Source organism: Nonomuraea guangzhouensis (assembly GCF_019396345.1).
GTDB classification, from domain to species: Bacteria; Actinomycetota; Actinomycetes; order Streptosporangiales; family Streptosporangiaceae; genus Nonomuraea; species Nonomuraea guangzhouensis.
The window spans coordinates 234,419-258,475 of sequence record NZ_JAHKRM010000016.1; the positions used below are offsets into that span (position 1 = coordinate 234,419).

The 24,057-nt window shown below is 69.8% G+C and carries 24 protein-coding genes; 11 read left to right on the plus strand and 13 right to left on the minus strand.

The genetic code is table 11. The annotated features are described in order from the left end of the window. Window positions 1-16: 16 nt before the first annotated feature. Entirely contained in the window at window positions 17-361 is a 345-nt protein-coding gene (locus KME78_RS32005; RefSeq protein ID WP_219533102.1) for a hypothetical protein, read from the plus strand. Window positions 362-422: 61 nt separating this feature from the next. After that, window positions 423-3,890: a WD40 repeat domain-containing serine/threonine-protein kinase gene (locus KME78_RS32010; RefSeq protein ID WP_219533103.1), complete on the plus strand. Its 3,468-nt coding sequence runs from the start codon at window positions 423-425 to the stop codon at window positions 3,888-3,890. Between the two features lie 12 nt (window positions 3,891-3,902). Here KME78_RS32010 and KME78_RS32015 read toward each other — a convergent pair whose 3' ends face one another. Beyond that, complete coding sequence (locus KME78_RS32015; RefSeq protein ID WP_219533104.1) at window positions 3,903-4,316, minus strand: sensor histidine kinase; 414 nt, start codon at window positions 4,314-4,316, stop codon at window positions 3,903-3,905. Between the two features lie 13 nt (window positions 4,317-4,329). Further along, on the minus strand, window positions 4,330-4,659 hold the full coding sequence (locus KME78_RS32020; protein ID WP_219533105.1) for a hypothetical protein: 330 nt from the start codon (window positions 4,657-4,659) through the stop codon (window positions 4,330-4,332). A 408-nt stretch (window positions 4,660-5,067) separates the two neighbouring features. Between KME78_RS32020 and KME78_RS67385 the strand changes: the two genes are divergently transcribed. After that, the gene (locus tag KME78_RS67385; RefSeq protein WP_219533106.1) at window positions 5,068-7,392 is read left to right on the plus strand and encodes a WD40 repeat domain-containing protein; all 2,325 of its coding nucleotides are present in this window, start codon (window positions 5,068-5,070) and stop codon (window positions 7,390-7,392) included. Here the strand turns inward: KME78_RS67385 and KME78_RS32030 are convergent. The 8 genes from KME78_RS32030 to KME78_RS67390 all read right to left on the minus strand — a co-directional run bounded on the left by KME78_RS32030 (window position 7,364) and on the right by KME78_RS67390 (window position 15,194). Next, window positions 7,364-7,954: a hypothetical protein gene (locus KME78_RS32030; protein WP_219533107.1), complete on the minus strand. Its 591-nt coding sequence runs from the start codon at window positions 7,952-7,954 to the stop codon at window positions 7,364-7,366. The genes KME78_RS67385 and KME78_RS32030 overlap by 29 nt on opposite strands. A 306-nt stretch (window positions 7,955-8,260) precedes the next feature. After that, window positions 8,261-9,220: a LysR family transcriptional regulator gene (locus KME78_RS32035; protein ID WP_219533108.1), complete on the minus strand. Its 960-nt coding sequence runs from the start codon at window positions 9,218-9,220 to the stop codon at window positions 8,261-8,263. A gap of 49 nt (window positions 9,221-9,269) precedes the next feature. After that, entirely contained in the window at window positions 9,270-10,286 is a 1,017-nt protein-coding gene (locus KME78_RS32040; RefSeq protein WP_219533109.1) for a DUF8094 domain-containing protein, read from the minus strand. A gap of 99 nt (window positions 10,287-10,385) precedes the next feature. Beyond that, window positions 10,386-11,051, minus strand: coding sequence for a sensor domain-containing protein (locus KME78_RS32045; RefSeq protein WP_219533110.1), 666 nt, complete (start codon window positions 11,049-11,051; stop codon window positions 10,386-10,388). A 90-nt stretch (window positions 11,052-11,141) separates the two neighbouring features. Continuing rightward, window positions 11,142-11,963, minus strand: a complete 822-nt coding sequence (locus tag KME78_RS32050; protein WP_308127218.1) for an SAM-dependent methyltransferase — start codon at window positions 11,961-11,963, stop codon at window positions 11,142-11,144. A 63-nt stretch (window positions 11,964-12,026) separates the two neighbouring features. Continuing rightward, window positions 12,027-12,461 (minus strand): hypothetical protein, encoded by a 435-nt coding sequence (locus tag KME78_RS32055; RefSeq protein WP_219533112.1) that lies wholly within the window; start codon window positions 12,459-12,461, stop codon window positions 12,027-12,029. Between the two features lie 32 nt (window positions 12,462-12,493). After that, the gene (locus KME78_RS32060; protein ID WP_219533113.1) at window positions 12,494-13,153 is read right to left on the minus strand and encodes a response regulator transcription factor; all 660 of its coding nucleotides are present in this window, start codon (window positions 13,151-13,153) and stop codon (window positions 12,494-12,496) included. Next, the gene (locus KME78_RS67390; RefSeq protein ID WP_219533114.1) at window positions 13,146-15,194 is read right to left on the minus strand and encodes a sensor histidine kinase; all 2,049 of its coding nucleotides are present in this window, start codon (window positions 15,192-15,194) and stop codon (window positions 13,146-13,148) included. Before KME78_RS67390 ends, KME78_RS32060 begins: the two co-directional genes overlap by 8 nt. 146 nt (window positions 15,195-15,340) lie before the next feature. Here KME78_RS67390 and KME78_RS32070 point away from each other — a divergent pair, with 146 nt between their 5' ends. The 3 genes from KME78_RS32070 (at window position 15,341) to KME78_RS32080 (ending at window position 17,506) form a co-directional block, all read left to right on the plus strand. Then, a complete protein-coding gene (locus tag KME78_RS32070) occupies window positions 15,341-15,991 on the plus strand; it encodes a hypothetical protein (RefSeq protein ID WP_219533115.1) in 651 nt (216 codons plus the stop codon). A gap of 97 nt (window positions 15,992-16,088) precedes the next feature. Further along, the gene (locus tag KME78_RS32075; RefSeq protein WP_219533116.1) at window positions 16,089-16,388 is read left to right on the plus strand and encodes a hypothetical protein; all 300 of its coding nucleotides are present in this window, start codon (window positions 16,089-16,091) and stop codon (window positions 16,386-16,388) included. 2 nt (window positions 16,389-16,390) lie between these two features. After that, entirely contained in the window at window positions 16,391-17,506 is a 1,116-nt protein-coding gene (locus tag KME78_RS32080) for a bifunctional WXG100 family type VII secretion target/C40 family peptidase (protein WP_219533117.1), read from the plus strand. 100 nt (window positions 17,507-17,606) lie between these two features. On the opposite strand, the gene KME78_RS32085 is transcribed toward KME78_RS32080, so the two are convergent. After that, window positions 17,607-17,810: a cold-shock protein gene (locus KME78_RS32085; RefSeq protein ID WP_219533118.1), complete on the minus strand. Its 204-nt coding sequence runs from the start codon at window positions 17,808-17,810 to the stop codon at window positions 17,607-17,609. Window positions 17,811-18,292: 482 nt separating this feature from the next. Here KME78_RS32085 and KME78_RS32090 point away from each other — a divergent pair, with 482 nt between their 5' ends. After that, entirely contained in the window at window positions 18,293-18,808 is a 516-nt protein-coding gene (locus KME78_RS32090; RefSeq protein ID WP_219533119.1) for a hypothetical protein, read from the plus strand. 114 nt (window positions 18,809-18,922) lie between these two features. Here the strand turns inward: KME78_RS32090 and KME78_RS32095 are convergent, their stop codons facing one another. After that, complete coding sequence (locus tag KME78_RS32095; protein WP_219533120.1) at window positions 18,923-19,423, minus strand: GNAT family N-acetyltransferase; 501 nt, start codon at window positions 19,421-19,423, stop codon at window positions 18,923-18,925. 340 nt (window positions 19,424-19,763) lie between these two features. Between KME78_RS32095 and KME78_RS32100 the strand changes: the two genes are divergently transcribed. Genes KME78_RS32100 through KME78_RS32110 form a run of 3 tightly spaced genes read left to right on the plus strand, consistent with a single transcriptional unit; the run spans window position 19,764 to window position 22,228 of the window. Next, window positions 19,764-20,993, plus strand: a complete 1,230-nt coding sequence (locus KME78_RS32100) for a Tm-1-like ATP-binding domain-containing protein (RefSeq protein ID WP_219533121.1) — start codon at window positions 19,764-19,766, stop codon at window positions 20,991-20,993. After that, window positions 20,990-21,811, plus strand: coding sequence for a phosphoenolpyruvate hydrolase family protein (locus KME78_RS32105; protein WP_219533122.1), 822 nt, complete (start codon window positions 20,990-20,992; stop codon window positions 21,809-21,811). The genes KME78_RS32100 and KME78_RS32105 overlap by 4 nt, the downstream gene beginning before the upstream one ends. Window positions 21,812-21,820: 9 nt before the next feature. Then, window positions 21,821-22,228, plus strand: a complete 408-nt coding sequence (locus tag KME78_RS32110) for a cupin domain-containing protein (protein ID WP_219533123.1) — start codon at window positions 21,821-21,823, stop codon at window positions 22,226-22,228. A 72-nt stretch (window positions 22,229-22,300) separates the two neighbouring features. Here KME78_RS32110 and KME78_RS32115 read toward each other — a convergent pair whose 3' ends face one another. Beyond that, window positions 22,301-23,173 (minus strand): CAP domain-containing protein, encoded by an 873-nt coding sequence (locus KME78_RS32115; protein ID WP_219533124.1) that lies wholly within the window; start codon window positions 23,171-23,173, stop codon window positions 22,301-22,303. Window positions 23,174-23,682: 509 nt separating this feature from the next. Between KME78_RS32115 and KME78_RS32120 the strand changes: the two genes are divergently transcribed. Further along, complete coding sequence (locus tag KME78_RS32120) at window positions 23,683-24,048, plus strand: ArsC/Spx/MgsR family protein (RefSeq protein WP_219533125.1); 366 nt, start codon at window positions 23,683-23,685, stop codon at window positions 24,046-24,048. Window positions 24,049-24,057 lie beyond the last annotated feature (9 nt).

Consider the following 24,057-nt stretch of genomic DNA (forward strand, 5'->3'; position numbering starts at 1 on the left):
AGCCGAGGATGCCCGTGTGCGGCGCATGCCCCTGGATGCACCGCACCTGATGCTGGGCATCGGCCCGCGAGCCTGTACGCCGGCGACGGTGGTGATCGGCGCGGCCTGGGCCGCTGCGCACGCGAAGGAGCCGCCCGTGAACGAACTATTTGCCGCGCTTGAGGAGTACCAGGCCTTCCATCGGAGCGTCATCGCTGAGCTGCCCCGCGTCCACGTGGGGAGCGACGGCAATCCGTGCGACCGCGAGCACGACGCCCTGTGTGTCGGACAGCTTCGTCACATTGCTATGCGGATCGACGTGTTCCTGGCGGATCATGTGCCTGATGATCGGCGCGGACCACTCGACCTGCTCGCCGCATGACCCGGAGTTTCCCGAAATGGCACCCTCAATGGTTCCTCTCACCCCATCCGACCCGCGGCGTTTGGGGCGTTACTGGCTGGCGGCCCGGCTGGGCGCGGGTGGCCAGGGCGTCGTCTACGAGGGCTACGGGGAGGCCGGAGAGCGGGTTGCGATCAAGGTCCCCAGGTACGACAGCGCCGAATCACGCGCCAGACTCGCGAAGGAGGCGGCAGCGGCCCAGCGGGTGGCCTCGTTCTGCACCGCCAAGGTGATCGAGGCACAGGTTGATTCGGCGCCGCTGTACATCGTCAGCGAGTTCGTGCCAGGGCCGAGCCTGAGGCGGGTGGTGGCGGAGTCGGGGCCGTACCAGAAGGACGCGCTGCGTCGGCTGGCGATCGGGGTGGCGACCGCGCTGACCGCCATCCATCAGGGCGGGATCGTGCATCGCGATCTCAAGCCGGACAACATCATCATGGGGCCGGACGGGCCGCGCGTGATCGACTTCGGGGTGGCCCGTGAGGTGGGGCCGACGACGAGCGGGCCGATCATGGGCACGCCCGGATACATGCCGCCGGAGGTGTTCTCGGGGCGGGGCGCGAGCGAGGCGGCCGACCTGTGGGCGTGGGCGATGGTGGTGCTGTTCGCGGCCCGAGGCAAGGACGTGATCGAGGCGGGGGATCCGGCCGCCGTCATCGGGCGGGTGATGGAGTTCGAGCCGGACGTGTGCGGCCTGCCCGAACCCCTGGACGCGTTCGTGGCCGCGGCGCTTGCCCGGGATCCCACGGAGCGGCCGGCCGCCGGGGAGGTGCTGCTGCGGCTGCTGGGCCATGGCGGCGCGGCGCCGCTCCGCCGCGGCGACGACCTGCTCGAACGCGGCCTTACGCAGGCGGGTGCCCTGACCGGACGGCCCGAGCCCGACCTGGGCGCGATCGCGGAAGAGCTCTACGGAGAGCTGACCGAGGCCGAGCGGGCGACCGTGCCCGAGGTGTTCCTGCGGATGATCGACGGCGACGAACTCCGGCCCGTGGGCAGGGACGAGCTGCCGGACTCGCAGGCCGTGGACGCGATGCTCACCCTGTTCGGCGCCGCTGGCCTGGTCATGCGGTCCGGTGCCACATACGAACTGGCCACGCCCGGTCTTCTGCACGCCTGGCCCCGGCTGCGCGACTGGGTGGCGGGCAACCGCGAAGGGCTGCCCGTCCACCGGCGACTCGCCGAGTCGGCCGCGCTGTGGAATGAGCACGGTAGAAGACCGGCCGATCTGCTGCACGGCTCGGTACTCGACCGGACGATGCAGTGGGCCGCCACCGCGCACAAGGACCTCACGCTGGGAAGGCGCGAACGCGAGTTCCTCGACGAGGCGGTGAGCCTGGCCCGTACGAGGGCGAGAAGACGCCGTCTGGTCGCGGCGACCCTGGCCGTACTGCTCGTGGTCGCGCTCGGGGGGCTCGGCACCGCGGAGTACCTGCGCAGGGAGTCGAACCGCCAGCGCGACGACGCGCTGGCGCGGGAGCTCGCGCTGCGAGCCGCCGACCTGCGGCAGAGCGATCCGCAGGTCGCGAAGCTGCTGAGCGTGGCCGGCTGGCGGCTGAGCCCGGAGCTGCCCGAGACCCGCGGCGCGCTCTACGACTCGCTCTCTCAGACCACGACCTCCGTCTTCCTCGACCCCGACTACACGGCCGCGACCGTGCAGAACCTCGGCCAGGACGGCCGCGTGCTCGTGTCCGTGGACGGCGGGACAGCCAGGATCTGGGACGTCACCGGCCAACGGCGGATCGGCGTGCTGTCCGGGGTGAGCGCGGAGGTGTCCCAAGCCGCGCTCGCCCCCGACGGGCACACCCTTGCCCTCCTCGACCACGAGGGGGTACGGCTGTGGGACACGCGCACCGGAAGACCGCTCGGCGCCCCCATCGCCCGTCAAGGCAGGAAATCGGGCGACGGCACGCTGAGCTTCGACGGTTCCGGGCGCTACCTCGCCATCCCCTGGGGAGCGAAAGCCCTGCCCGAATGGTGGGACGTCGCCAAGCGCGAGCGGCTCACCGCTCCCTCGGGAGCCGCGCTCAACGCGATCAGCCGCGATGGCCGCTTCGGTTACGTGGTGAAGGGACATGACGCGGAGTTGTGGGACCTGCGCCGGGGCAAGAGGACGCCGATCCCGAGGCTCGGGCGGGACGAAGGCGTCATCAAGCAGGCCGCCTTCAGCGACGACGGCAAGATGATGGTGACCACGGAGCTGCTGAATTCGGACAGGGCAAGCAGGATCCGTGGGTTCGAGCTGCCATCCGGTGAGGAGATGATGGGCCAGGAGGGCGACGTGGGCACGGAGGTCGCCTTCGTCTTCGGCGACGCTTTCATCGCCGATTGGGGCGGCCAGGACAAGCTGACGTTTCAGCGGCGCTCCACCTATGACACGGTGTACAGCCAGGCCACGCCCGACTTCGTCGGCGGGCTCCGCTTCGACCTCGCCGACCGGGCCGTCCGCTATCTGGACGAACACGGCGCCGTCCACACCGAGGACGTTTCGATGATGTTCGACCCGCCGATCGGCGGCGGCAGCGAGAGCGGGAACGTACGGCTGGACCCCTCCACGCGCGTGCTGGCCGCGATCTGGGACGACGACCGGATGGAGGTCAGGGACGCGGCGACGGGCCGCTCTTTGATGAAACCGATCAGCTGGTCGAGCCGCTCTTCGATGAAACCGATCAGCTGGTCGGGCCCTGGCAGCGCGACCGCCTTCAGTCCCGACGGCCGCCGGCTCGCCCTGGCCGCCGGCGACACGATCCACATCGTGGATACGACCCAGTACAGGGTGTCTGCCCGGCTCAAGCTGGGAGGTGACCGCGAGCAGGGTGCCCAGGCGCTGGCGTTCAGTCCGGACGGACACACGCTGGCCGTGTCGCGCTACGGGGAGCACGGTCGCGTCGAACTGTGGGACCTCGAACGCGGATCTCAACGAGCCGAGACCGGGACGGGCGCGAACGACCTCGCCTTCCGCCCCGACGGACGGCTGCTCGTGACCGGAAACCCGCTCCAGCTCATCGATCCGGAAAAGGGCGCCACCCGGCCTCCCGAACAGGGCACCGGGCAGCTCGCCGGCGCCTTCGCCTTCAGCCCGGACGGCCGGCAGGTGGCCTTCTCCGGGCCCGGCCGACTCACCCTGTGGGACGGCGACATCAGGACCAAAATCGCCGAGTTCCCCGCGGTGCCGGGCAGCGAGGCCACCAGGCTGGCCTGGTCGCCTGATGGGCGCACGATCGCGACGTACGAGCAGGGCTCGCGCGTACGTCTCTGGGACGTGCCGAGCCGGCGACCTCTGGGCCTCGTCTTCGACGGCAAGCAGGCGGCGGACAGCGCCCACAGCGGGTGGGTGGCGTTCTCTGCGGACGGTACGAAACTTCACACCGCCGCCCCCGACGGCACGATCCGTGTGTTCGACGTGGACGAGCGGCACGTGGCCGCGACCCTGTGCGTGCGCGCCGGTCGAACGCTGACCGCCGGTGAATGGTCCCGCCACCTGCCTGACATCGAACCGTTCACGATATGCCCCTAGCCAGTAGGGCAACTAGCCGAGGGCCCTTCGGGGTACTGTGGCGCTCACCGTGGTGCCTTGTCCTTGTACGCCATTGACGGTGAGGCCGCCGCCTATCCCGGCAAGCTCGACCCGTCTGCCACCCAAAGCGGCCTCATACGCCTTGGCCGACGTACCGAGACCGTCATCCCTGACGGTCAAGCGCAGCCCGCCGGAAGCCACGGTGAGGGCGATGGAGACGGTACGAGCCTGTGCCTGCCGTTCCACCTCCTGCAGAACGTCACGGATCGCGCCATGGACGATCTCGGTGATGCGGGCGGGAAGCGGCTGTTTCGGCAGAGCCCATATCTCCACCGTGATCCCGGTCCGCAGTGACCATTCCGCCAGGTGATCCTCCAGAGCGTGTGAGGTGGCCGTGCGACTGCCTGATTCAGAGCTATTGATCATCTGTTTCTTCCACCTAGCGGACCATCTTGAGCCCGGTGTGCCAGACGTACCCGTGGCCCCCGCCGTTCAGTTTCCAGACTTCGGTCCACTTCCAGGTGGGCTTGTTGTCCCAGCAGTAGCCGTGGAACTTGGTGCCCTTCTTGGCCACCCGGTAGCCGGAGCTGAGGCTCTTGCGCTTGTGCACCTTGACCGCCCACTTCGCCTGGACGACGCAGGGCCACAGAAGGGCCGAGGCCTGGGTGGCGCCTTCGGTGGCGCTGGTGGCGTGCGCTGAGGAGACCAGCACGCCGGAGGTGAGCGCGGCCGCCACAGTCAGTGTGGCGATCTTTCCTACGGATCTCATGTCCGGAAAAGTAGGCTTACAGGTGTTGAGGATATGTTGAGAATCCGTCGAGCTTCCTTGACTGGGCCACACGCCAGGGGAGACGTCGTCTGCACAAGGCCCCAAAGCGGGCGGCCTCGTGTGCCAGCTGGTGATGCGTCCGCATGATCGATGCGAAGGCCTTCGGCTCGAAGTCGCCTCCCGCGCCGCTGGTGCGCCAGAGACCGGTCTCGGTGACCGGATGAGCAGGACGAGCTGTCGACCGTGACCGTGGTCCCGATGGGGATCCTCGCGGTCTGCGCGTACGTACCTCGACGACAACGAAGGGGCCGCCACCGACATGTTGATCCGCGTTCGGGACAACATTGTCACCGATGACGTCTATGGTGTCCCACCATATCGGCGGGATCGGATGGACGGAGATCGGTTGTGCGTGGCTGGGGCAGCGGCGGCAGAACGGACAAGCGGGACGAGTTGAAGGTGGCATGGCTGCCTGAGGGCCGCGGGGCGATGATGACGGAGCCGACGTTCCTGCGGGCGCTGGACCGGAAGCGATTATCGGCCGTCATGGTCGCGTTGCGGTCGAAGCGGGGACGGCTGGCGCGGTTGGTGTTCGAAGGAGTGCCCTCATCGGTCGATTGGGAGCGGCTTGGGGGAGCGGAGCGGGTGGCGTGGGTGGTGGTCGCGGCTCGGGCGGCCGGAGCCGAGGAACTGGCCTCGTCGGTGTTGGCCTCCGGGTTGCCGGTGGCGTGGGTGACCCGATGGGCGGCGTTTCCGCCGCCTCAGCTGCCACTTCATGACGACAAGATCTTCGTGCACGCCAACTGCGTGGCGATCGGCAACGTGGAAGGCCGTGCGACGATCGTGTCTGGTGGAAGCGATTGCAGGGTGCGGATGTGGGACGCGGCCACCGGTGCCCCCGTCGGCGCCCCTCTCGACTGCACCGCCGACGACGACTACTACAGGGTGCGCAGCGATGAGGTGTATTCAGTCGCCATCGGACACATCGACGGGCGATCGGTGATCGTGGCCGGTTGTGGCAACACGACCGCAGTCGTGTGGGACCGCCTCACTGAGGAGTCTCCGCGCCGTCGCCGAGTCTGGCGTTCCCTGAGCGAAGGCCGGGCGGCGGTGACGATCTGGCCCGACGATGAACGTGTCCCGCCGGTCATCGTCCGCGGTGGTGGCTTCGACAACACGATTGAGCGTATGGCCGCCGGGTCGGGAGGCCTGCTGGGCGGCCCCATCGACTGCGAGTCGAGGAAGGCGTACTCGGTGGCGATGGGGCTGATCGGCGACCGACGAGTGATCGTCTCCGGCCACGGCGCCGAATTCATCGATGAGGAGGGAGCCGACGGAGAGGTACGTCTGTGGGACGCGGTCACCGGTTCCCCGATCGGTGAACCCCTGCGCGGCCACACCGGTGCTGTCCTGTCCGTGGCGATCGGGGAAGTCGACGGCCGGGCGATCGTCGTCTCCGCGAGCTACGACGGCACGGTCCGGATCTGGGATCCGACGACCGCAACTCCGGTCGGTGAACCTCTGCGAGGTCACACCGCCCGGGTGGAGGCGGTGGCGATCGGGCGGATCGACGGTCGAGCGGTGATCGTCTCCGGCGGTGCGGACAACAAGGTCCGGGTATGGGACGCGGTCACCGGTGCCCCGATCGGACCCCTGCGCGGCCACCTGACCGCGGAGAAGTCGTCCCATCACAACGTGGTGAAGTCGGTGGCGATCGGTCAGGTCGAGGACCGGGCGGTGATCGTCTCCGGCGGCGGTGACGGCATGGTGCGGATGTGGGACACGACGGCGGACCTGCCGCAGGGTCATCTCGACGAGGTGCTCTCGTTGGCGCCCGGAGTCGTCAACGGCCGCTCCGTCATCATTTCCGGTGGGAACGACGGCACGATACGGATGTGGGACGCGACGACCGGTGCTCCGGCCGGCGAACCGCTGGGCAATGGCGTCGGCGCGGTGCATTCGGTGGCGGCGGGGCACACCGGTGACGGCCATGTGCGGCTGGTTGCCCTCAGCTGGGGCAGAGCCCGGATATGGGACGCAGTCAGCGGCGCCCTTGTCGCTGAGCTGCCGAATCAATCCGTCAACAGGATCGCGGTGGGGACGGTGGCGGGTCGATCGGTGATCGTCACCGTCAGTGCCGTCCATGACGACGCCGACAGAACCTGGAAGAAGGGGGTGCAGCTGTGGGAGATGGCCACGGGAACCCCGATAGGTGAGCCCTACTTTGTACCGGATCGCGTGACGTCGCTGACCGTGGTAGAGGTGGGAGGCCGCACGATGATCGTCTCTGGGCGCGAAGACCACTCACTGCGTACGTGGGACGCCGCGACCGGGGCCTCGATCGGCGAAGCCATGCGAGGTCACACCGGCAGCGTGGTCGCACTGGCGGTCAAGGAGGTGGGAGGCCGCCTCTTGCTCGCCTCGGGCGGTGCCGACAAGACGGTCCGCGTGTGGGACCTGATGACCGGCACTCCGGTCGGCGACGCCTTGCACGGTCACACCGCAACGGTCACCTCGGTGGCCTTCGGCGAGGTGGGTGGCGGGTCAGCCGTCGTCTCCGGCAGCCGGGATGACGGCACGGTGCGGATCTGGGACGCTGCCGGTCGCTCTGACCGGTCGGGGCGATCCATCGACCTCGGCGTGCCGGTGACCGGGGTGGTCCCCACCGGACCCGACGAACTGGCGGTGAGCACCGCCATCGGAATCATCGGCTTGAGCCTCGCTGAGCCCTAAGCCAAGCCTCCGCGCGTTCGACGTGAAGCGTACGGCCAAGTGCCTGGTATGCGTCTCGCATGGTCTCCACGGCCGCACGATCGGGGTAGAGCGCCTTGAGAACGCACAATGCCGACGCGGGGTACCCGGCGGCAAGAAGGTCCCGTGCGTGAGCGATGTGTTCATCGTCGTCCCATGAAGGGACAATCTCCACGGCTATGGGGGCAAAAGCTGCCGCTTCGGCGAGCACGCCTATGCCGTCGTCAGTTGACTCGTACCGCCAGCCAAGGGGAACCGTGGGGCGGATTGCCCGGCTCGAACGTGCGCCGGCCGTAATGTCTGGGGAGCCGATGCCGGGATGCAGGCCGAGGGCGCGGCACAGCTCTGTCCATCGCGGATCGTCGGCCGGGGACGGCTGCCCTTGTGTACGTCCCCACGCCTTCCAACTGGCCATGCTTCCGACCAGGAGATTCTCCAGCGCTTGTTTCGTGTTGTCGCCGAGCCAGACCGCGTGGTCGTCGACCGGAGCGAACGACACGCACGGATGGTCGTCGAGATCCAGCTCGGGGGCGAGCACGCCCACCCGTAGTGGAGCCCGTCGCCGCCGTTCCAGCAGAAGGGAACGATCTCCATCGGCTGACTCTGGTAGCCGAGCTCGGATGGATCACTGATGTCCGGCGGTGGATCGAGGAGGACCGTGTCAAGATCGCCGCATAAAAAGGACCCGCACTTCTCCCATGCGAGCTCATAGACCTCCAGGCCGGTCTCGGGATCGAAACCGTCGAGAACGAAGGCCCGCAGCGCGTCGAATGTCGCGGGAAGCCGGAACGACTCGTGTAGGGGGTGACGCATGGCCCGCAGAGTAGCAATTGCCCCGGGCTGAAGACGCTCAACTCCACAGCGTGATGTGAATGGACGGGCGGAAGCGGCCCACGTTCACGCCGGGGCCACGCAGCATGGCCTGGGTGGCGCGGGGTGTGGTGACGAATCGGACCAGCTCGGCCGCCGCCGGTGCCACGCCGCCCTCCGCCAGCGTCATCGTGAACCAGCCGCCGTCGAACCGCAGCGACGGCCCGGCGACGCGCACCAGCCGGCCGTTGGCGAGGTCCTGCGCCACCGCGAACGAGATCGCCGGGGCCACGCCGCTGTTGCGCTGTGCCTGCTCCAGGGCCGCGGCGTGGCTCTGGTAGATCTGCTGGTGGTGTTCGGGCACGTTGAGCTTGCGCAGCATCGTCGGTACGGCGCCGAGGTCGGTCGCGGCCGAGGGGCCGAGCAGCCACACCTGGTCGCGCAGCTGGTGCGTGCCGACGTCGCGCCCGGCGAGCGGGTGCTCGGGCCCGCAGACGACGACGAGCTGGTAGTTCAGGAACGCTCTGCAGGACAGCGTCTCGTCCGCGCCGCCGCCCGGATGGGGGCCGATCGCCACGTCGACGGTCCGCGAGCGCAGCAGCGACCCGAACCGCCGCGGGTCGTGCACGCTCAGCTCCACGTCGAGGTCGGCGGCCCGCCCGGCGAACAGCCCGATCAGACCGGGCGCCGCGTACTCGGCGAACAGGCTCGACGCGGCGACCCGCAGCAGCCTGCGCCCGCGCCCGGCCTGGCCCACCTCGATGATCGTGCGCTCCTGCAGGCTGAGCAGCTCCGCCGCCCTGCTCGCCAGCCGTAACCCGCCGGGCGTGAACGCCAGCCCGGAAGCGGTCCTGGTGAACAGCCGGTCACCGAGCTCCTTACGCAGCTGACCGACGTGCAGGGAGACGGCCGCCTCCGACACATCGAGCTCCGCGGCCGCCTGCTTGACCGACCCGAGCCGCACCACGGCCGCGAACGCGCGAAGCTGCGTGGGCGTCATGAGCAAAAGCTACTGGCCGGACTTCAAAGATCATAGAGCGCGAAAGCCGTCAGTCGCCGGTGACGCTGATCTGGCTGGTCCAGTCGGCGACGATCCGCGTCTTCTTCGACGCCGACGCGGGCACCACGGCCGCGAACCAGCTGGCCTGGACCAGGATGACCCGGTTGCGGAACTCCTTCTTGCCGCTCAGCGCGGCGGGTTCGGACCGGGTGAAGGAGAGTGTCGCGGCTTTGGGGCGGGCGGTGAAGCTCTGTTGCTCCCGTACGCCGTACCAGACGACGGCCCCTCCTCCGGAGGCGCGCAGCCCGTAGATCGACGGGACCACCTGGGTGCGGTCGCGTACGTCCCACTGGCCGCGCAGCAGGCGTAGGTCGGCGAGGCGGTCGGTGGCGGACTGGGTGGTGTAGGGGCCCGCGCCCAGGAGGCGGTTGGCCCGGGCGTCCTTGCCGTTGGTGGCCAGAGAACGCGCGTGCGCGGCGGCTATCACGCGGGGGGCGACGGCCAGCTTCGTGGTGGCGGTGCCGGCCACCGCGGTCGCCCGGCCCTCGTCGTCGACGGCGATGGGCAAGGCGGCTGCCTGGAGCGGTGTGTTCGACCGGGCGACCAGGCGCCAGCCGGCGGCGGTCTCCTGGAGGATGAGCTGGGTGCGGTCGTCCTTGCCCTGCTCGGTGATCTCGGCCAGGAACCAGCGGGCTCCGGTGGGGTTCTTCGCGATGACGAAGCGGGTGCTGGTGAGCTGGGGAAGGGCGCCGGGCTGATCGCCGCGCAGCTTGGCGAGCCGGAGGTCGGCCCGGTCGAGCTCCAGCGCCAGGCCGGTGCTTGACTCCTCCAGTCCGGCTCCGTCCTGCAGCCTGGCCTGTTGTACCTGCTCCCGGTAGCGGTCGAGGACCAGCGCGGCCTCGGCCTGCGTCAGTTCGCCCTGCGCTGGTGCGGCCGGTGAGGCGCTCGCCTGTGGCAGGGAACCCACCGACCAGGCGCCGGCCTGGGGTGGTGTCCCGGAGGTGCTGCACGCGGTGACCATGGCCAAGGCCAGGCCACTCACGAACAGCGGGCGATTCACCGGCACGGATACCTCCGCGACATGCCCGTGGGAGCGTCCTGAGCTGTCTTGATGGTGTACGGCCCGCACCTGGTCCAGGTTCAATCAGCGGGTGCGGGGATGATCTCACACTCCGGCGGCGAACGGGTGCGCCGGGATGGTCGCGGGGCGCTCGTCGTACGCGGGACGGGTCAGCATCGCCTGGGCGAGGCCGGCCTTGACCAGGGCGGCGCCGCGCACGACCGGCAGCAGGGTCAGCGCGAACAGGACGCCGAGCACGGTGTTGAAGACCACGAGGGTGGTGAGGTCACTGCCGAGGCCGAGCAGGCCCGGCAGGTCGCCCTGGTAGCCGGGGATGCGGGCGATGATCCAGCCGTAGAGCGGGAACGTCAGCCCGGCGATCGCCCCCGCCCACCAGACGACGGTGACGGCGAAGGTGGCGATGGCGATGGGGAAGGCGATGATGGTGTGCAGGATGTCCAGCGCCGCCTGTCCGCTGGTCAGCGGGTTCATGGTGCGGCGGAACCAGCCGGCGTCCACCGGTGCCTGACGGTAGCGGGGGCGCGCGAGGCGGCGGCCGAGTACGTCGGGCAGCAGCACGCGCTCGACGTCGGCGAAGTTACGCGCCATGGCGGCGGACGCGGCCAGGATGGGCAGGCCGACGAACGCGACGGCACTGCCCGCTCCGGCCGCCACGCCGGCCAGGACCAGGACGAAGGAGATCACGGCGGTGGGGAAGCCGAGCAGCACGTAGCGGGTGTCGGTGGCGATGCGGTGCCGGAGGGTCGTCATACCGAGAACGCTACGAGCCGCGGCCTTCCAGATCGCTCCCGCTCACTGCCCTATCGGGGTAGTGCTGGCCCCACCACGCGTCCAAAGAGGTTACGGGACGCGTCCGACGCCGCCCAGGACGCCGCCCTTCTCCAGGCCGGGCGGGATGAACTGCTCGTCGTTGCGCCAGTCCTGCGCGGGTACGACGCCCGGTTCGAGCAGTTCGAGGCCGTCGAAGTAGCCGCGTACGGTGTCGCGGTCGCGCCAGATCATCGCGCCCGAGCTGGACTTCCGGTAGACGTCCTGGGCCTCGGCGAGTCGTTCCGGGATGCCCTCGTTCTCCTCGATGTACCCGTGCGAGATGATCAGGTAGCTGCCCGGGACCAGCGGCTCGCGCAGGGTCCGGACGATGCGGGCCACCTCCTCGTCGTCGTCGAGGAAGTGGAACACCGCGACGACGAGGATGGCGACCGGCTGGCTGAAGTCGAGGTGCGCGGCGGCGGCCTCCAGGATGGCCTTCGGGTCGCGCGTGTCGCCGTCGAGGATCACCGTGTCGGGGTTGTCGGCGAGCAGGGCGCGGGCGTGCACCAGGACGATGGGGTCGTTGTCGGTGTAGACGACCTTGGCGTCCGGGATGACGCGGTGCGCGACCTGGTGCACGTTGTTCTGGGTGGGCAGGCCGGTGCCGATGTCGAGGAACTGCCGTACGCCCGCCTTGGCGACCTCCTCCACGGCGCGGATGAGGAAGCCGCGGTTGGCCCGGGCGATCTCGCGGATGTCCGAGCCGGTCTCCAGACTGATCCGGACGATGTGCTCGGCCGCCTCGCGATCGGCGGAGAAGTTGTCCTTCCCACCCAGGAAGTAGTCGTACATCCGAGCGACGCTGGGGACGGTCGGGTCGACCTTCCCGGCGGGCTGCTCATCCTCGGGCACGCTTACCCCCTTAATCACGTATGCCCGCATCTTACGGTGAATAGGGATATCTGTGGTGGTGTGTTAGTCCGGAGCCCAGTACTTCACGAGGAACCTCTCCAGCCGCTTCACCACCGGGGTCCAGGTGCGGGTCAGGGTGTAGCGGCTGACGCGGTGGCCCTTGTAGGTGAGCGTGTACTTGAGGAAGTCGGCTCCCTGCGGCTGGGCCTCGGAGCGGCCGAGGTGCAGCCGCTTCAGTTCGCCGTGCAGTTTGCGCTTCTCGGCGCTGGTGAGGCACTTGTCCACGGTCGGGCCCGTACGGCGGCTCAGCCGTACGCAGCCGTTGGTGTAGACGATCACCCGGTTGTCGAAGCCCGCGAAGCCGCCCTGCTCGCGGAGCTCGACCAGCACCTTCTTGGCAACGGATGCAGTGGGCGAGGCCAGGGCGGCGGTGGGTGCCATGGTGGCGCTCAGGAGGGTGCTCACCAGCAGGGCGAGCGCGATCCGCCAGATTCTCATACCTATAGGACGTCCGGCAGCACCGAATCGGCTCACGATGATCGCCCCAGACCCGCGTCCCGGGCCCGGACGATGGCCTCGGCGCGGTCGGCGACGTGCAGTTTGGCGAAGATGTTCGACACGTTGTTGCGTACCGTCTTCGGCGACAGGAACAGGGCCGAGGCGATCTGGGTGTTCGACCGGCCGGCCGCGACGAGCGAGAGGATCTCCCGCTCACGCGGGGTGAGCTGCGGAAAGGCCGGGTCGTCCGAGCCGGTGGCGGTGCCGGTGAAGAAGTCGGCGACGCGGCGGGCGACGGCCGGGCCGAAGATGGCCTCGCCGTGGGCCACCGCGGTGATCGCGCGGACGATCTCGGCCTGGTTCGCCCCCTTGAGCAGGTAGCCGCGCGCTCCCGCGCGCATCGCGGCGAACAGCGTGGCGTCCTCCTCCGACATGGTCAGCACCACGACCGCGATGTGCGGGCTGTCGGCGACGACCCGCCGGGTGGCCTCGATGCCGTCCAGTCCCGGCATCCGTACGTCCATGACCACCACGTCCGGCTGCAGCTCGGCGGCCCGCTCGACCGCCTCGGCCCCGTTCGCGGCGGTGCCCGCCACCTCGATGCCGGGTATCGAGCCCAGCAGCACCGCCAGGCCGTCACGGTAGACCGGGTGGTCGTCGGCGAGCAGCACCCGGATCGTCTCGTCAGACACCGGCCGCCTCCATCGCCTGCTCCAGCGGGAGCCGCGCGCCGACCAGCGTCCCGCCGCCGGGCGGGCAGCCGACCTCGCAGTCGCCGCCCAGCTCGGCGGCACGTTCGCGAAGCGACAGCATGCCGACGCCGGCCACCACGTCGGGCCCGATGCCCACACCGTCGTCGCGGATCGTCACGTCCAGTCTTCCCTCTCGCACGCTCAGCGTGATCTCGCACCGCGTCGCCTCCGCGTGCCTGGCCACGTTGGTCAGCGCCTCGGACACGATCCGGTAGGCCGCCACCTCCACGGCCGCGGGCAGCATATCCAGCGCCTCGTCGCCGCCGACCACGACCCGGAGTCCCGCCGACCGGAAGCGGCCGGCCTGCTGTTCGATCGCGCCCAGCAGGCCCAGCTCGTCCAGCGCGGGCGGGCGCAGGTCGTGCACCAGCCTGCGTACGTCGGCCAGCACGCCGGTCACCTCCTCGGCCGTCTGCGCCAGGATGCGGTCGGCCTCGGCCGGCGCGGTGACCGCCAGGTTCCTGGCCGCCTCGACGCGCAGCGCCACCGCGCCCAGGCTCGGGCCCAGGCCGTCGTGCAGGTCACGGCGGAGCCTGCGGCGTTCCTCCTCCCGGGCGAGGACCAGGCGGGCGCGGATGCGCTGCAGGTCGGTGCTGAGCTCGCTGGCCCGCGCCGCCGCGGCGGCCTGCCGTACGAGATCGCCGAGCAGCCGCTGGTCGCGTTCGGTGAGGTCGGTACGGCACAGCACCAGCCGCCCCACCACCTCGCCCCGGTAGGCGACCGGCAGCGACACCGAGGGCCCGCGCGGCGAACCGTGCTCCACCACGGAACGCTCCCCGCCGGGCCGTTCGATCTCCACCCTGACGTAGGCCAGCCGGAACGCCTCGGCCAGCGTCCTGGCCACCGCGAGCAACTGCTCGTCCGGGTCGGTGGCCAGCTCCAGCCGCTCGGCCAGCGTCGAGACCGTGGCGTATGGGTCGTCTCGCGATCCGCGCATCAGCCGCCGCACCAGCCGCCACAGCCAGGTGCGCAGCGGCGCGTAGAGCACCGCGACGATCGCGATCGCGGCCAGCGCCGAGTCCCGCTCGCCGAGCACGCTGCCCGCCAGGGTGAACACCGCCACGTCGGCCAGGACGACCAGCGCCGCGAGCACGGCGTAGGTCACGGTGGCGGACAGCAGCCGGTCCACGTCGTACAGCCGGTATTTCGTGACCGCGACCACCACGGCGGCGGAGGTGACCGCGATGGCCAGCCCGAGCAGCAGCGCCGGGATCTGCGGCGGCAGCCGGAGCGGGAACAGCAGCAGGAGCATGTCGGCCAGCGCGGCCCACATCAGCCAGCGGATCTGGGCCCGCCGCTCGGCGCCGGCCGCGCGGTAGCGGCGCACCGCCACCGCGAACGGCACCACCACGCTCACCAGCACCGACACGTACGCGACCCGGAGCGCGACCGCCCAGACCGGGTACGGCAGCGCGACGGCGAACAGGTCGAACTCCAGCCGCTTGATCTCCGGCGGCAGCGAGGTCTGGTGGAAGCGTTCCATCACCGACGTGGGCGCCAGCGCCAGCAGCACCGTCAGCGATCCGGTCAGCACGAGGCTGGCCCTCGACAGCCACCGCCACAGCCGGGCCGAGGGCAGCCGCCCGTCCGGGAACAGCAGGATCAGCAGCGGCAACCCGAGCAGCAGCACCGCCCCGAAGCACGCGTAGAACCAGTACGCCACAGCGGCTCCCGGTGCGCCCGGTGCCACGTAGACGGCGTATATCGCCCAGCTCGACGCCAGCCCGTCCGCCAGCCACAGCAGCCCGAACCCGGTCAGGACCCAGGCCACGGGATGGCGTGGCAGCCGGCGCAGCAGCAGCACGCCGGGCCCGAGCATGGCCAGCCCCGACAGCGCCGCGGGCCAGCCCTGCTCCAGCTCGGAGTCGACCGGGATCCGCACACCGGCGGCCCGGACGTCCAGCGCCACCGTCACCGCGGTGATCGCTACCGCGACCGCGGTCAGCAGGGCGGGGATCACCAGCGCCCGCGTCTTCGTCACGACAGGCATTACACCCGATTTGTCGGCCAATGTCCCGGGACGAGGGTCCCGGGACAACAACGGGACATCTGGCCCTGCCTGCCCGGGTCGGCCCGCCCGGAAGCTGGTCCTCGTTGCCAACCGCTCCGGAAAGGACCCAGATCACCATGGACGCTCACATCACCACCACCCCCGCGAAAGCCCGCACCGACACGACCGCCTCCGGCGAACCGCCCGTCTCCGGCAAGCCGCTCATCTCACCTGGCACGATTCGCGTCCTGGGCCTGACGCTGACCGCCGGCACGCTCGCCTGGGCCACGAGCATCTTCCTGTACGGGACGCAGAACACCGGCTTCGCCGAGCGCTTCGGCGACCTGACCGGACTCCTCTTCCAGGGCGGCGTGTTCGCCCTGCTCACCGTGCAGGCCAGGACCCAGGCCACCGGGATCACCCGGGTCTCCAGGATCATGCTCCGGGTCGAGGCGGTGCTGCTCGCGCTGGCCAGCGTCTGGTCGCTGCTGCACGGCGTCCTGCCCGAGCCCGCGCAGGACGGCCCGTTGCTGGCGATCCTCGACCTCTTCTGGCCGCTGTCGATGCTCGGCATGATGATCATCGGGGTGAAGCTCGCGGTGGCCGGGCGGTGGCGCGGGCCGCTGCGCTGGTGGCCGCTGATCGCCGAGAGCTGGGCCGTCGTGACGGTCCCGCTGTTCATCGTGTTCGGTGAGCAGGCGTCCCGGTGGGTGGGCGGCACGCACCTGATCATCGGGTACGCCACCCTCGGCGCCCTCCTGACCTGGCGTCCGCAGCTGACCCGCTAGCAGCGATAAGTGCGGCTTTTATCCCTTAATAGGGGTCATTCCGATACGATCAGCTACTTGTGGGGAATGCTCGAGCCGTGCTTCTGGAGGATCGCTGATGGCGAAGGTCGACCTTCACCGCCAGGCGCTCGAAGACTGCCAGTCGTCGGCGAACCGGCTGTCCAAGGAGTTCGCCGACCTCGCGGGCCAGTATCCGGCCAAGACCGCCGACTCCACGATGTTCGGTGAGCTGACCGGCGCCGCCTCACTGGCCGCCGTCCTCGACAAGATCGAGAAGGGCGTTTCTGGGGAGCTCGGGCAGGCCCAGCACAAGCTCCAGGGCGTCGAGCGGGCCCTGGAGAAGGTGGTCGACAACGTCCGAGCGGCCAACAAGTCCTCGGGCGCGGATCAGGAGTGAGTGTGGAGCTCGGCGATCTGCCCGGCGGCGACGTGCTGGCGCGCATCCTGAAGCAGGTCAGCGGCGATCCCGGCACGATCCGCGACGTCGCCAAGCGATGGCGCGGCGCGGGCGGCAAGACCGGCGAGTACGTCGGCCGGCTCGGCACCGCCGTCAAGGGCGTCAACACGGCCTGGCAGGGTGATTCCGCCGACGCCTTCGACAAGTACATGAGCCGCTACTCTACGGCCGGCGGCGATCTCTACGACGCCATGACCGACAGCGCGACCGTCCTCGACAACGTCGCCCAAACGCTGGAGACCTCCGCCTCGAAGGTACGCGGGATCTGCGGTGACGTCCTCGACAAGGCCGTTGCGTACAAGACCGCCCACCCCAAGGCCACGCAGGCGGAGTTCGACAAGGCGCTCTCGTCGCACGTCTCCGACGCGGTCGAGGACGCGACGGTGCACCTCAACTCCGCCAACAAGGCCGTGAACCAGGCCGCGAAGACGATCGGCGGCCATTGGGACGACCGGGAGACGACGTTCGCGGCCATCAAGGCGCCCGGCGACCAGACGTTCGTGCCCGGGCCGGGCCACACCGTCCATTGGGACAAGACGCCGCTCCCGGACTGGCAGAAGACGTCGCTGGCGAGTGCGGACGGCAGCGGTGCCGGCCCCGCCCCCGCATCGAGCCCAGGTGGCGGGTCCCCGACGGCCGCGTCTTCCGGGGGCGGAGGTGGCGGCGGGGGCGGGACCGCTCAGGCCGTGCCGTACGTGCCGGGCGGCGGTTCCGGGGCCGACATCGTCAACGCCGCGCGGCAGCACCTCGGCAAGCCGTACGTCTGGGGCGCCAACGGCCCGAAGGCCTTCGACTGCAGCGGGCTCGTCTACTACTCGCTGAACCAGGCGGGCATCAAGATCGGCGACACCACGGCGGCCGGCTACCAGGCGAGCGGGCAACCGATCTCAGGGCCGCCGCAGCCCGGCGACCTCGTCTTCTTCGGCGCCCCGCCCGACCACATAGGGATCTACATAGGCGACGGCAAGATGATCCACGCGCCGCACCCGGGAGCGAACGTCAGGGTGGGAGAGGTGGCGGTCCAGCACGGCCCGATCACCTACCGGCGCATCTCCTGATCCACACTTCTTGCGCTGTTCTTGGGCCATTTTTGGCCTGACACACGCGAACCGGGGCCCGCACCCGCGGACCCCGGCTCGTCGTGATGATGCGTCGTGATCAGACCGGGACGATGTTCTCGGCCTGCGGGCCCTTCTGGCCCTGCGTGATGTCGAAGCTCACCTTCTGGCCTTCCTGCAGCTCGCGGAAGCCCTGGGTGGCGATGTTCGAGTAGTGGGCGAAGACGTCGGCGCCGCCGCCGTCCTGCTGGATGAAGCCGAAGCCCTTTTCCGAGTTGAACCACTTCACGGTGCCAGTCGCCATGTCGATCTCCCTTGATAGGCGCAGAGCTGGGACGCGCAGGTCACGAATCCCATGTCGCCGCAATGACCCATCCGGAAATGACCGGGTGAAAACAACACGCCTTTGGGGGGCAAACCCCGTCGGGCGCGCACAGAGTTCGTGGGTACCAAAACTGCAACAGCTGTCACGCTAGCACGTGGACTCTCGTAGTCCCTCACGAGAAATGGCAGATCTTTGGACCTGCCTGGTGGAACGGAAAATCACCGCTGCCGCGCCATCCCCAGCCGCCCGGCCGCCTTCACTCCGGCGACGAGCGCGGGCAGTCCCGGCCTCGCCGCGGCGCCGGCTTATGTTAACCCGACATAGACAAATCAAAGCGGCATATCAGACAGCTCTAATGTTGCGTCGGCAGAGTTCAAGTCATGCGGATGACCCTTCGAGGCCGAATTCATCGGGGGTTCGGCCAGGTCATCCAGGATTGGACGTTGATCTCAGTGCGCTTCATGAAGCCCCTCACCGTGACCGCCGCCGCCACCGCTCTCATCGCCCTGCCGTTCGCGGGCGGCGCATTCGCCGACACCGCGAAGCCGCACCCCACCACGACGGTCACGCCGGGCCCGAAGACCACCCCCACCACCCTGCCGACCGCACCGGTGAAGACCGCCCGCCCCACCCCCACGGCTGACACCCTGTACGTGCAGGAGACCAAGCGGCGCGACCACACCTCCCTCGACGTGTCCGTCAACCCGAGCCGGGTCAAGCAGGGCGCCTCCTACGGGGTGACCATCGTCGTCAAGGGCGCGCCGGCGGGCGGCAAGGCCACGATCACCAGCCCCGAGGGCAAGAGCTACCGGGTCTCTCTCGACCAGCGGAAGGTCACCAAGACCCTGACCGTGCCGGCCCACGCCAAGCCCGGCACCAAGACCGTGTCCGTCAAGGTCGGCAACCGGGTCGCCACCGCCACGTTCACCGTCGTGGGCCGCGCCCACCGCGATGACCACCGCCACGAGGGCAAGTAGACCCTCGTCGCGGACTCGACCCGCGCCGCGGACCGGCCGTGTCCCCGTGGCCGGTCTGGCGTGGGCGCCGCGCCGCCGTACCAGAACGAGCTGGTACGGCGGCGCGGCGCGGGATCACACGCCGAACGGCGGCGCGTACCTGATGGTGCCCGCCGGCAGCGGGCTCCCGTCCAGCGACATGGCCATCAGCGCCTCGTCCGGCACGTCGAAGGACACGCCGATGCCGTGGCCGGAGGCGATCGTGAAGCCGAACCGCGGATAGTACTCGGGATGTCCGAGCACGACCACGGCGCTCTCGCCCCGCTCACGGGCCGCCTGGAGCGCGGCCCGGGTCACCGCCGCGCCCGCTCCCTGCCGCTGTACGGCCTGCGACACGGCCACCGGCCCGAGGGCCAGCGCGGACGCCTGCCCGATGTGGCAGCGGGTGAGCAGGGCATAGGCGACGATGTCCCCCTCAGGGGAGACCCCCACCCAGGACAGACCCGGAATCCAGGCCGGATCGCGGCGCAGCGCCTCGACGAGGTCGGCTTCCAGCGGGGTGGGGAAGGCCGACAGGTTGACCGCGCGAATGGCAGCGGCGTCTTCAGGCGTTTCCGCCCGCAGTGAGATGTTCAACGGAACCCTTCATCGGATGAGAGGGCTCCCGCGGAGAACGGCCGAGCTCAGCGGCGTTGACCGGCTCCCGGGCAGCCCGTAGAGACAGGAGAGGAGATGCCGCGCACAGCGGCCACCCAACGGGCGGTCATACGCTCCTCGCTCCTTTCCCTACTCACCGGCGCCTCAGCCGTCGTTCATCCGACAATGATCAACATACCGCACGGCCCGGCGAAATGCACGATCGACAGCGTTCGCCGAAGATTGGCTGGAGCGGGCGTTCGGTAGGCGGGGTTCACAAAGGCGCTCGACGCGATCAATGTGGCGAGGAAGGTCTTCGAACAGAGGGGTGTGGCGTGAGATGCCGACCGTCGTACTGATCGGGACGCTCGACACCAAGGGCGAGGAGTACGCCTGGCTGCGCAACCGGCTGGTGGAGCTGGGCAGCGACGTGCTCGTGGTCGACACGGGAGTGAACGACCCCGGCGTGGCACTGCCGGCCGACGTCTCCAACGAGCGGGTGGCCGAGGCGGTCGGCGGTGATCTGCGGGCGCTCCAGGAGGGGGGCGACCGTGGGGCCGCCGTCACCGCGATGGGCGAGGGCGCGGCGGTGGTCATGGCCGAGCTGTATGGCGAGGGCCGGGTCGACGCGGTGCTGGCCGTGGGCGGCAGCGGTGGATCGTCGATCGCCGCGCGGGCGGTCCGCGACCTGCCCATCGGCCTGCCCAAGTTGATCGTGTCCACGATGGCGTCGGGTGATGTGTCGCCTTATGTCGGGGCCAGGGATGTCACGCTGATGTACAGCGTGGTCGACATCGCCGGCGTCAACCGGGTCTCCCGGGCGATTCTCGGCAACGCGGCGGCCGCCGCCTCGGGCATGGCCAAGGCGCACCACCTGGCCAGGGCGGCGCGGACCGCGCAGAGTGAGGATCGGCCGCTGATCGGCGCGTCGATGTTCGGCGTGACCACCCCCGCCGTGGACGCGGCGCGCGCGCGGCTGGACGAGCTCGGTTACGAGGTGCTGGTCTTCCACGCGACCGGGTCGGGCGGCCGGGCGCTGGAGGGGCTGGCGGCGAGCGGGCTGCTGGCCGGGGTGCTGGATCTGACCACCACCGAGCTGGCCGACGACCTGGTCGGCGGGGTTCTGTCGGCGGGACCCGAGCGGCTGACGGCGGCGGGCGCGCACGGCGTGCCGCAGGTGGTCGCCCCCGGCGCCCTGGACATGGTCAACTTCGGCCCGCGCGACACTGTGCCCCCGCGGTTCGCGAACCGGCTGCTGTACGTGCACAACCCGACCGTCACGCTGATGCGTACCACGCCGGAGGAGATGGCCGAGCTGGGTGCTCGGGTGGCCGCCAAGCTCGGCGCGGCGACCGGCCCGACGGAGCTGTTCATCCCGTGGCGGGGCGTGTCCGCCCTGGATGCGCCGGGCATGGACTTCCACGACCCCAAGGCCGACGAGGCCTGCTTCGAGGCGCTGGCCGCCTTCCCCGCGACCGAGCGGCTCGACCTGCACATCAACGACCCGGAGTTCGGCCGGGCGATGGCCGAGCGGCTGCATCGCCTCATCTCGGGAGGGGATCCCTCGTGACCAGACAGGAGGTGCTGGCCAGGCTGCGCCGTACCGTCGCGGCGGGGCGGCCGGTGATCGGCGCCGGCGCGGGCACGGGCCTGTCGGCCAAGTGCGCGGAGGCCGGCGGCGTCGATCTGATCATCATCTACAACTCCGGCCGCTACCGGATGGCCGGGCGCGGCTCGCTGGCCGGGCTGCTGCCCTACGGCGACGCGAACCAGATCGTCGTCGAGATGGCGTCCGAGGTGCTGCCCGTCGTCGCCGACACCCCGGTGCTCGCGGGCGTCTGCGGCACCGACCCGTTCCGGGTCATGCCGCGCTTCCTCGACCAGCTCGCCGCGATGGGCTTCGCGGGCGTACAGAACTTTCCCACCGTGGGCCTGTACGACGGGGTCTTCCGGCAGAACCTGGAGGAGACCGGCATGGGCTACGAGCTGGAGGTGGAGATGGTCCGGCTGGCCCACGAGCGCGACCTGGTCACCGCTCCTTACGTCTTCGACGAGGACCAGGCCCGAGCCATGGCCGGGGCCGGCGCCGACGTCCTGGTGCCGCACGTCGGGCTGACCACCAAGGGCAGCATCGGCGCGGGCACCGCCCTGACCCTGGACGAGGCCGTGACCCGGGTGCAGGCCATGCGCGACGCCGCGGCGGCCGTCCGGCCCGACATCCTCGTGCTCTGTCACGGCGGCCCGATCGCCGAGCCCGACGACGCCGCCTATGTCCTGTCGCGCACCCAGGGCGTGGTGGGCTTCTTCGGCGCCTCGTCCGTCGAGCGGCTGCCGACGGAACGGGCCATCACCGAGCAGGTACGAGCCTTCAAAGCACTGAACTTCTGAGGAGCCGCCATGCACGTCAGCCCGGACACCGTGCCCACGATGGCCTTCGACTGGGGGTCCATCAAGTGGTTCGTCACCCCGTCGGCCATCGAGGGGGCGAGCAGCACACTGGGCGAGGTCATCATCAACCCCGGTCAGGGGCATGCCCGGCACAACCACCCGAACGCCGAGGAGATCATCTACGTCATCTCCGGTGAGGCGTCGCAGATGGTCGGCGACGGTGAGCCGTTCCCGATCAAGGAGGGTGACACCGTGCACATCCCGGCGGGCGCCTACCACTCGACGTTCAACTCGACCTGGCGGCCGTTGCGGCTGATCGTCACGTACACGCCCGGTGGCGAGGAGAAGGCGCTGGAGGGCGCGCCCGACCTGCATCTGCACGAGCCCGGCAGGGTGGCGGAGTGGCGTCAGGCCTGAAGAGTCCTGGTTTGAGGTGATGCCCCGCGGCCGGGCGGCCGGCCGCGGGGCATCGTTCTTCTCGGGCGGCCGCTACTTGGCGGCGAAGTCCTGGGTCCAGTAGATCTGGCCCCGGGAGTTCTTGGCCGCGCCGACACCGATGAGGTTGTACTTGCAGTTCATGATGTTGGCCTTGTGGCCCGGGCTGTTCATCCAGCCGGTGACCACGGACGCCGGGGTCGGCTGGCCCATGGCGATGTTCTCGGCCCAGCCCGTTCCGCCGGTGAAGCCCGCCGCGCGGATGCGGTCCAGGAAGCTCCGGCCGTCCTGCGAGGTGTGGTCGAAGTAGTTCTTGGCCGCCATGTCGGAGGAGTGGCCGAAGGCGGCCGTGCGCAGCTGGGCGTCATGCTTGAGCGGCTTGCAGCCGCCCTTCGCCCGCTCCGCGTTGGTCAGCCGCACGACCTCGTTCTCGTCGGCCGTGCCGACCGTGTCCGACGGCGAACTGGTGGTCGTGGGAGTGGCCGTCGGCGACGACGTGGGCGACCCCGTGGGCGACGGTGTGCCCGTCGGGGTGGGCGTAGGCGTGGTCGGCGCGCAGGACGGCAGCCGGACCGGCCGGGACTTGCCGGTGTTGCCCTGGTAGTCGGTGACGGACGCGTAGTAGACACCGGGGGTGCACGGCAGCGCGACGGTGACCCGCGGGCTGACGCCCCTGCCCGACGCGCTCTTGACGATGCGGTCGGGGCCGGGCACCGCGCGCTTGATGCGGACGCGGACCAGGGCGCTGCCTTCGCAACCGCGCCGGGTGGCGGAAACCTGGATCTTGCCGGCGGGGGTGACCTGCGGCTTGGCCACGGTCACGCGACATTCGGTTGGCCGCGCCGCTGCGGCGTCGGCCGTGGCGATCGGCGCACCGAGGGCTGCCAAGCTCACGAGGCCCGCGAGTACCCCAAGGGGTCTACGCATATGGGTGTCCTCCGTTGGGAGTGGACGGCGGTTGGGCGTTCCGCATTCTGTCGGTGCCAGGTGCCCTCTGTCATGAAATTTCAGACATCAATCTGTTATCTGGGTAAACCAGAGGGGATCCTGAGGCGTCAGGAACCCCTGCTGGCACAGGCCTTTCCGGCCGGAATCCGGGTCCGGAATTTTTTTCTGGAGATCAGCGACTCGATCACACTCGGTAACCGGAGGGCTCTACGCCGTGGCGTGCGGACCGGCTTGACATGGCAGCCCCCAGCCTCCGGAACAGATCGAACTTGGGGGAGATGGCGGCGGTGTTCTCGGCCGCTAAGCCCCTGGTCACAGGGCCATCCGAGCGTGGCATGACCATTTGGCGGCGCTTGACGTGGGTAATCCGTATGGCTAACACTTGCTAGTGAAATAGGGGGCAGGTCACGTTCAGTGCGCCTCCTGTTTCGCCATGGGACGCCTTGCCGGACGGCTCCGCGCTCCTCGCATCCCCAAAGGAAGTCAGCATGGAGATCTGGATCAACCCCGACTGCTCCAAGTGCCACTCCGCGCTGCAACTCCTGGACACCGAGAACGCCGAATACACCATTCGCCGCTACCTCGACGACCCGCCCAACGAGCTCGAACTCCGCGAGGTGCTCACCCGGCTCCGCCTCGAGCCTTGGGACATCACCCGGTTCGGCGAGACCACCGCCGCTGACCTCGGCATCGCCGACTGGCCCCGCGACATCGCGAACCGCAATCGCTGGATCAAGGCGCTGGCCAGCCACCCGATCCTCATCCAGCGCCCGATCATCACCGCCGGGGACGGCGCGGCCGTGGTCGGCCGTACGTCAGAGGCCGTCCGCTCCGTGCTCTCGCGCTCGTCCTAGCCGCGTCGA

Coding starts and splice junctions, on each gene's coding strand:
- KME78_RS32015 (WP_219533104.1), bottom strand. CDS start 4,316: ATGATCAATAGCTCTGAATCAGGCAGTCGCACGGCCACCTCACACGCT.
- KME78_RS32020 (WP_219533105.1), bottom strand. CDS start 4,659: ATGAGATCCGTAGGAAAGATCGCCACACTGACTGTGGCGGCCGCGCTC.
- KME78_RS32035 (WP_219533108.1), bottom strand. CDS start 9,220: ATGACGCCCACGCAGCTTCGCGCGTTCGCGGCCGTGGTGCGGCTCGGG.
- KME78_RS32045 (WP_219533110.1), bottom strand. CDS start 11,051: ATGACGACCCTCCGGCACCGCATCGCCACCGACACCCGCTACGTGCTG.
- KME78_RS32055 (WP_219533112.1), bottom strand. CDS start 12,461: ATGAGAATCTGGCGGATCGCGCTCGCCCTGCTGGTGAGCACCCTCCTG.
- KME78_RS32070 (WP_219533115.1), top strand. CDS start 15,341: ATGGACGCTCACATCACCACCACCCCCGCGAAAGCCCGCACCGACACG.
- KME78_RS32075 (WP_219533116.1), top strand. CDS start 16,089: ATGGCGAAGGTCGACCTTCACCGCCAGGCGCTCGAAGACTGCCAGTCG.
- KME78_RS32085 (WP_219533118.1), bottom strand. CDS start 17,810: ATGGCGACTGGCACCGTGAAGTGGTTCAACTCGGAAAAGGGCTTCGGC.
- KME78_RS32090 (WP_219533119.1), top strand. CDS start 18,293: ATGAAGCCCCTCACCGTGACCGCCGCCGCCACCGCTCTCATCGCCCTG.
- KME78_RS32100 (WP_219533121.1), top strand. CDS start 19,764: ATGCCGACCGTCGTACTGATCGGGACGCTCGACACCAAGGGCGAGGAG.
- KME78_RS32110 (WP_219533123.1), top strand. CDS start 21,821: ATGCACGTCAGCCCGGACACCGTGCCCACGATGGCCTTCGACTGGGGG.
- KME78_RS32115 (WP_219533124.1), bottom strand. CDS start 23,173: ATGCGTAGACCCCTTGGGGTACTCGCGGGCCTCGTGAGCTTGGCAGCC.
- KME78_RS32120 (WP_219533125.1), top strand. CDS start 23,683: ATGGAGATCTGGATCAACCCCGACTGCTCCAAGTGCCACTCCGCGCTG.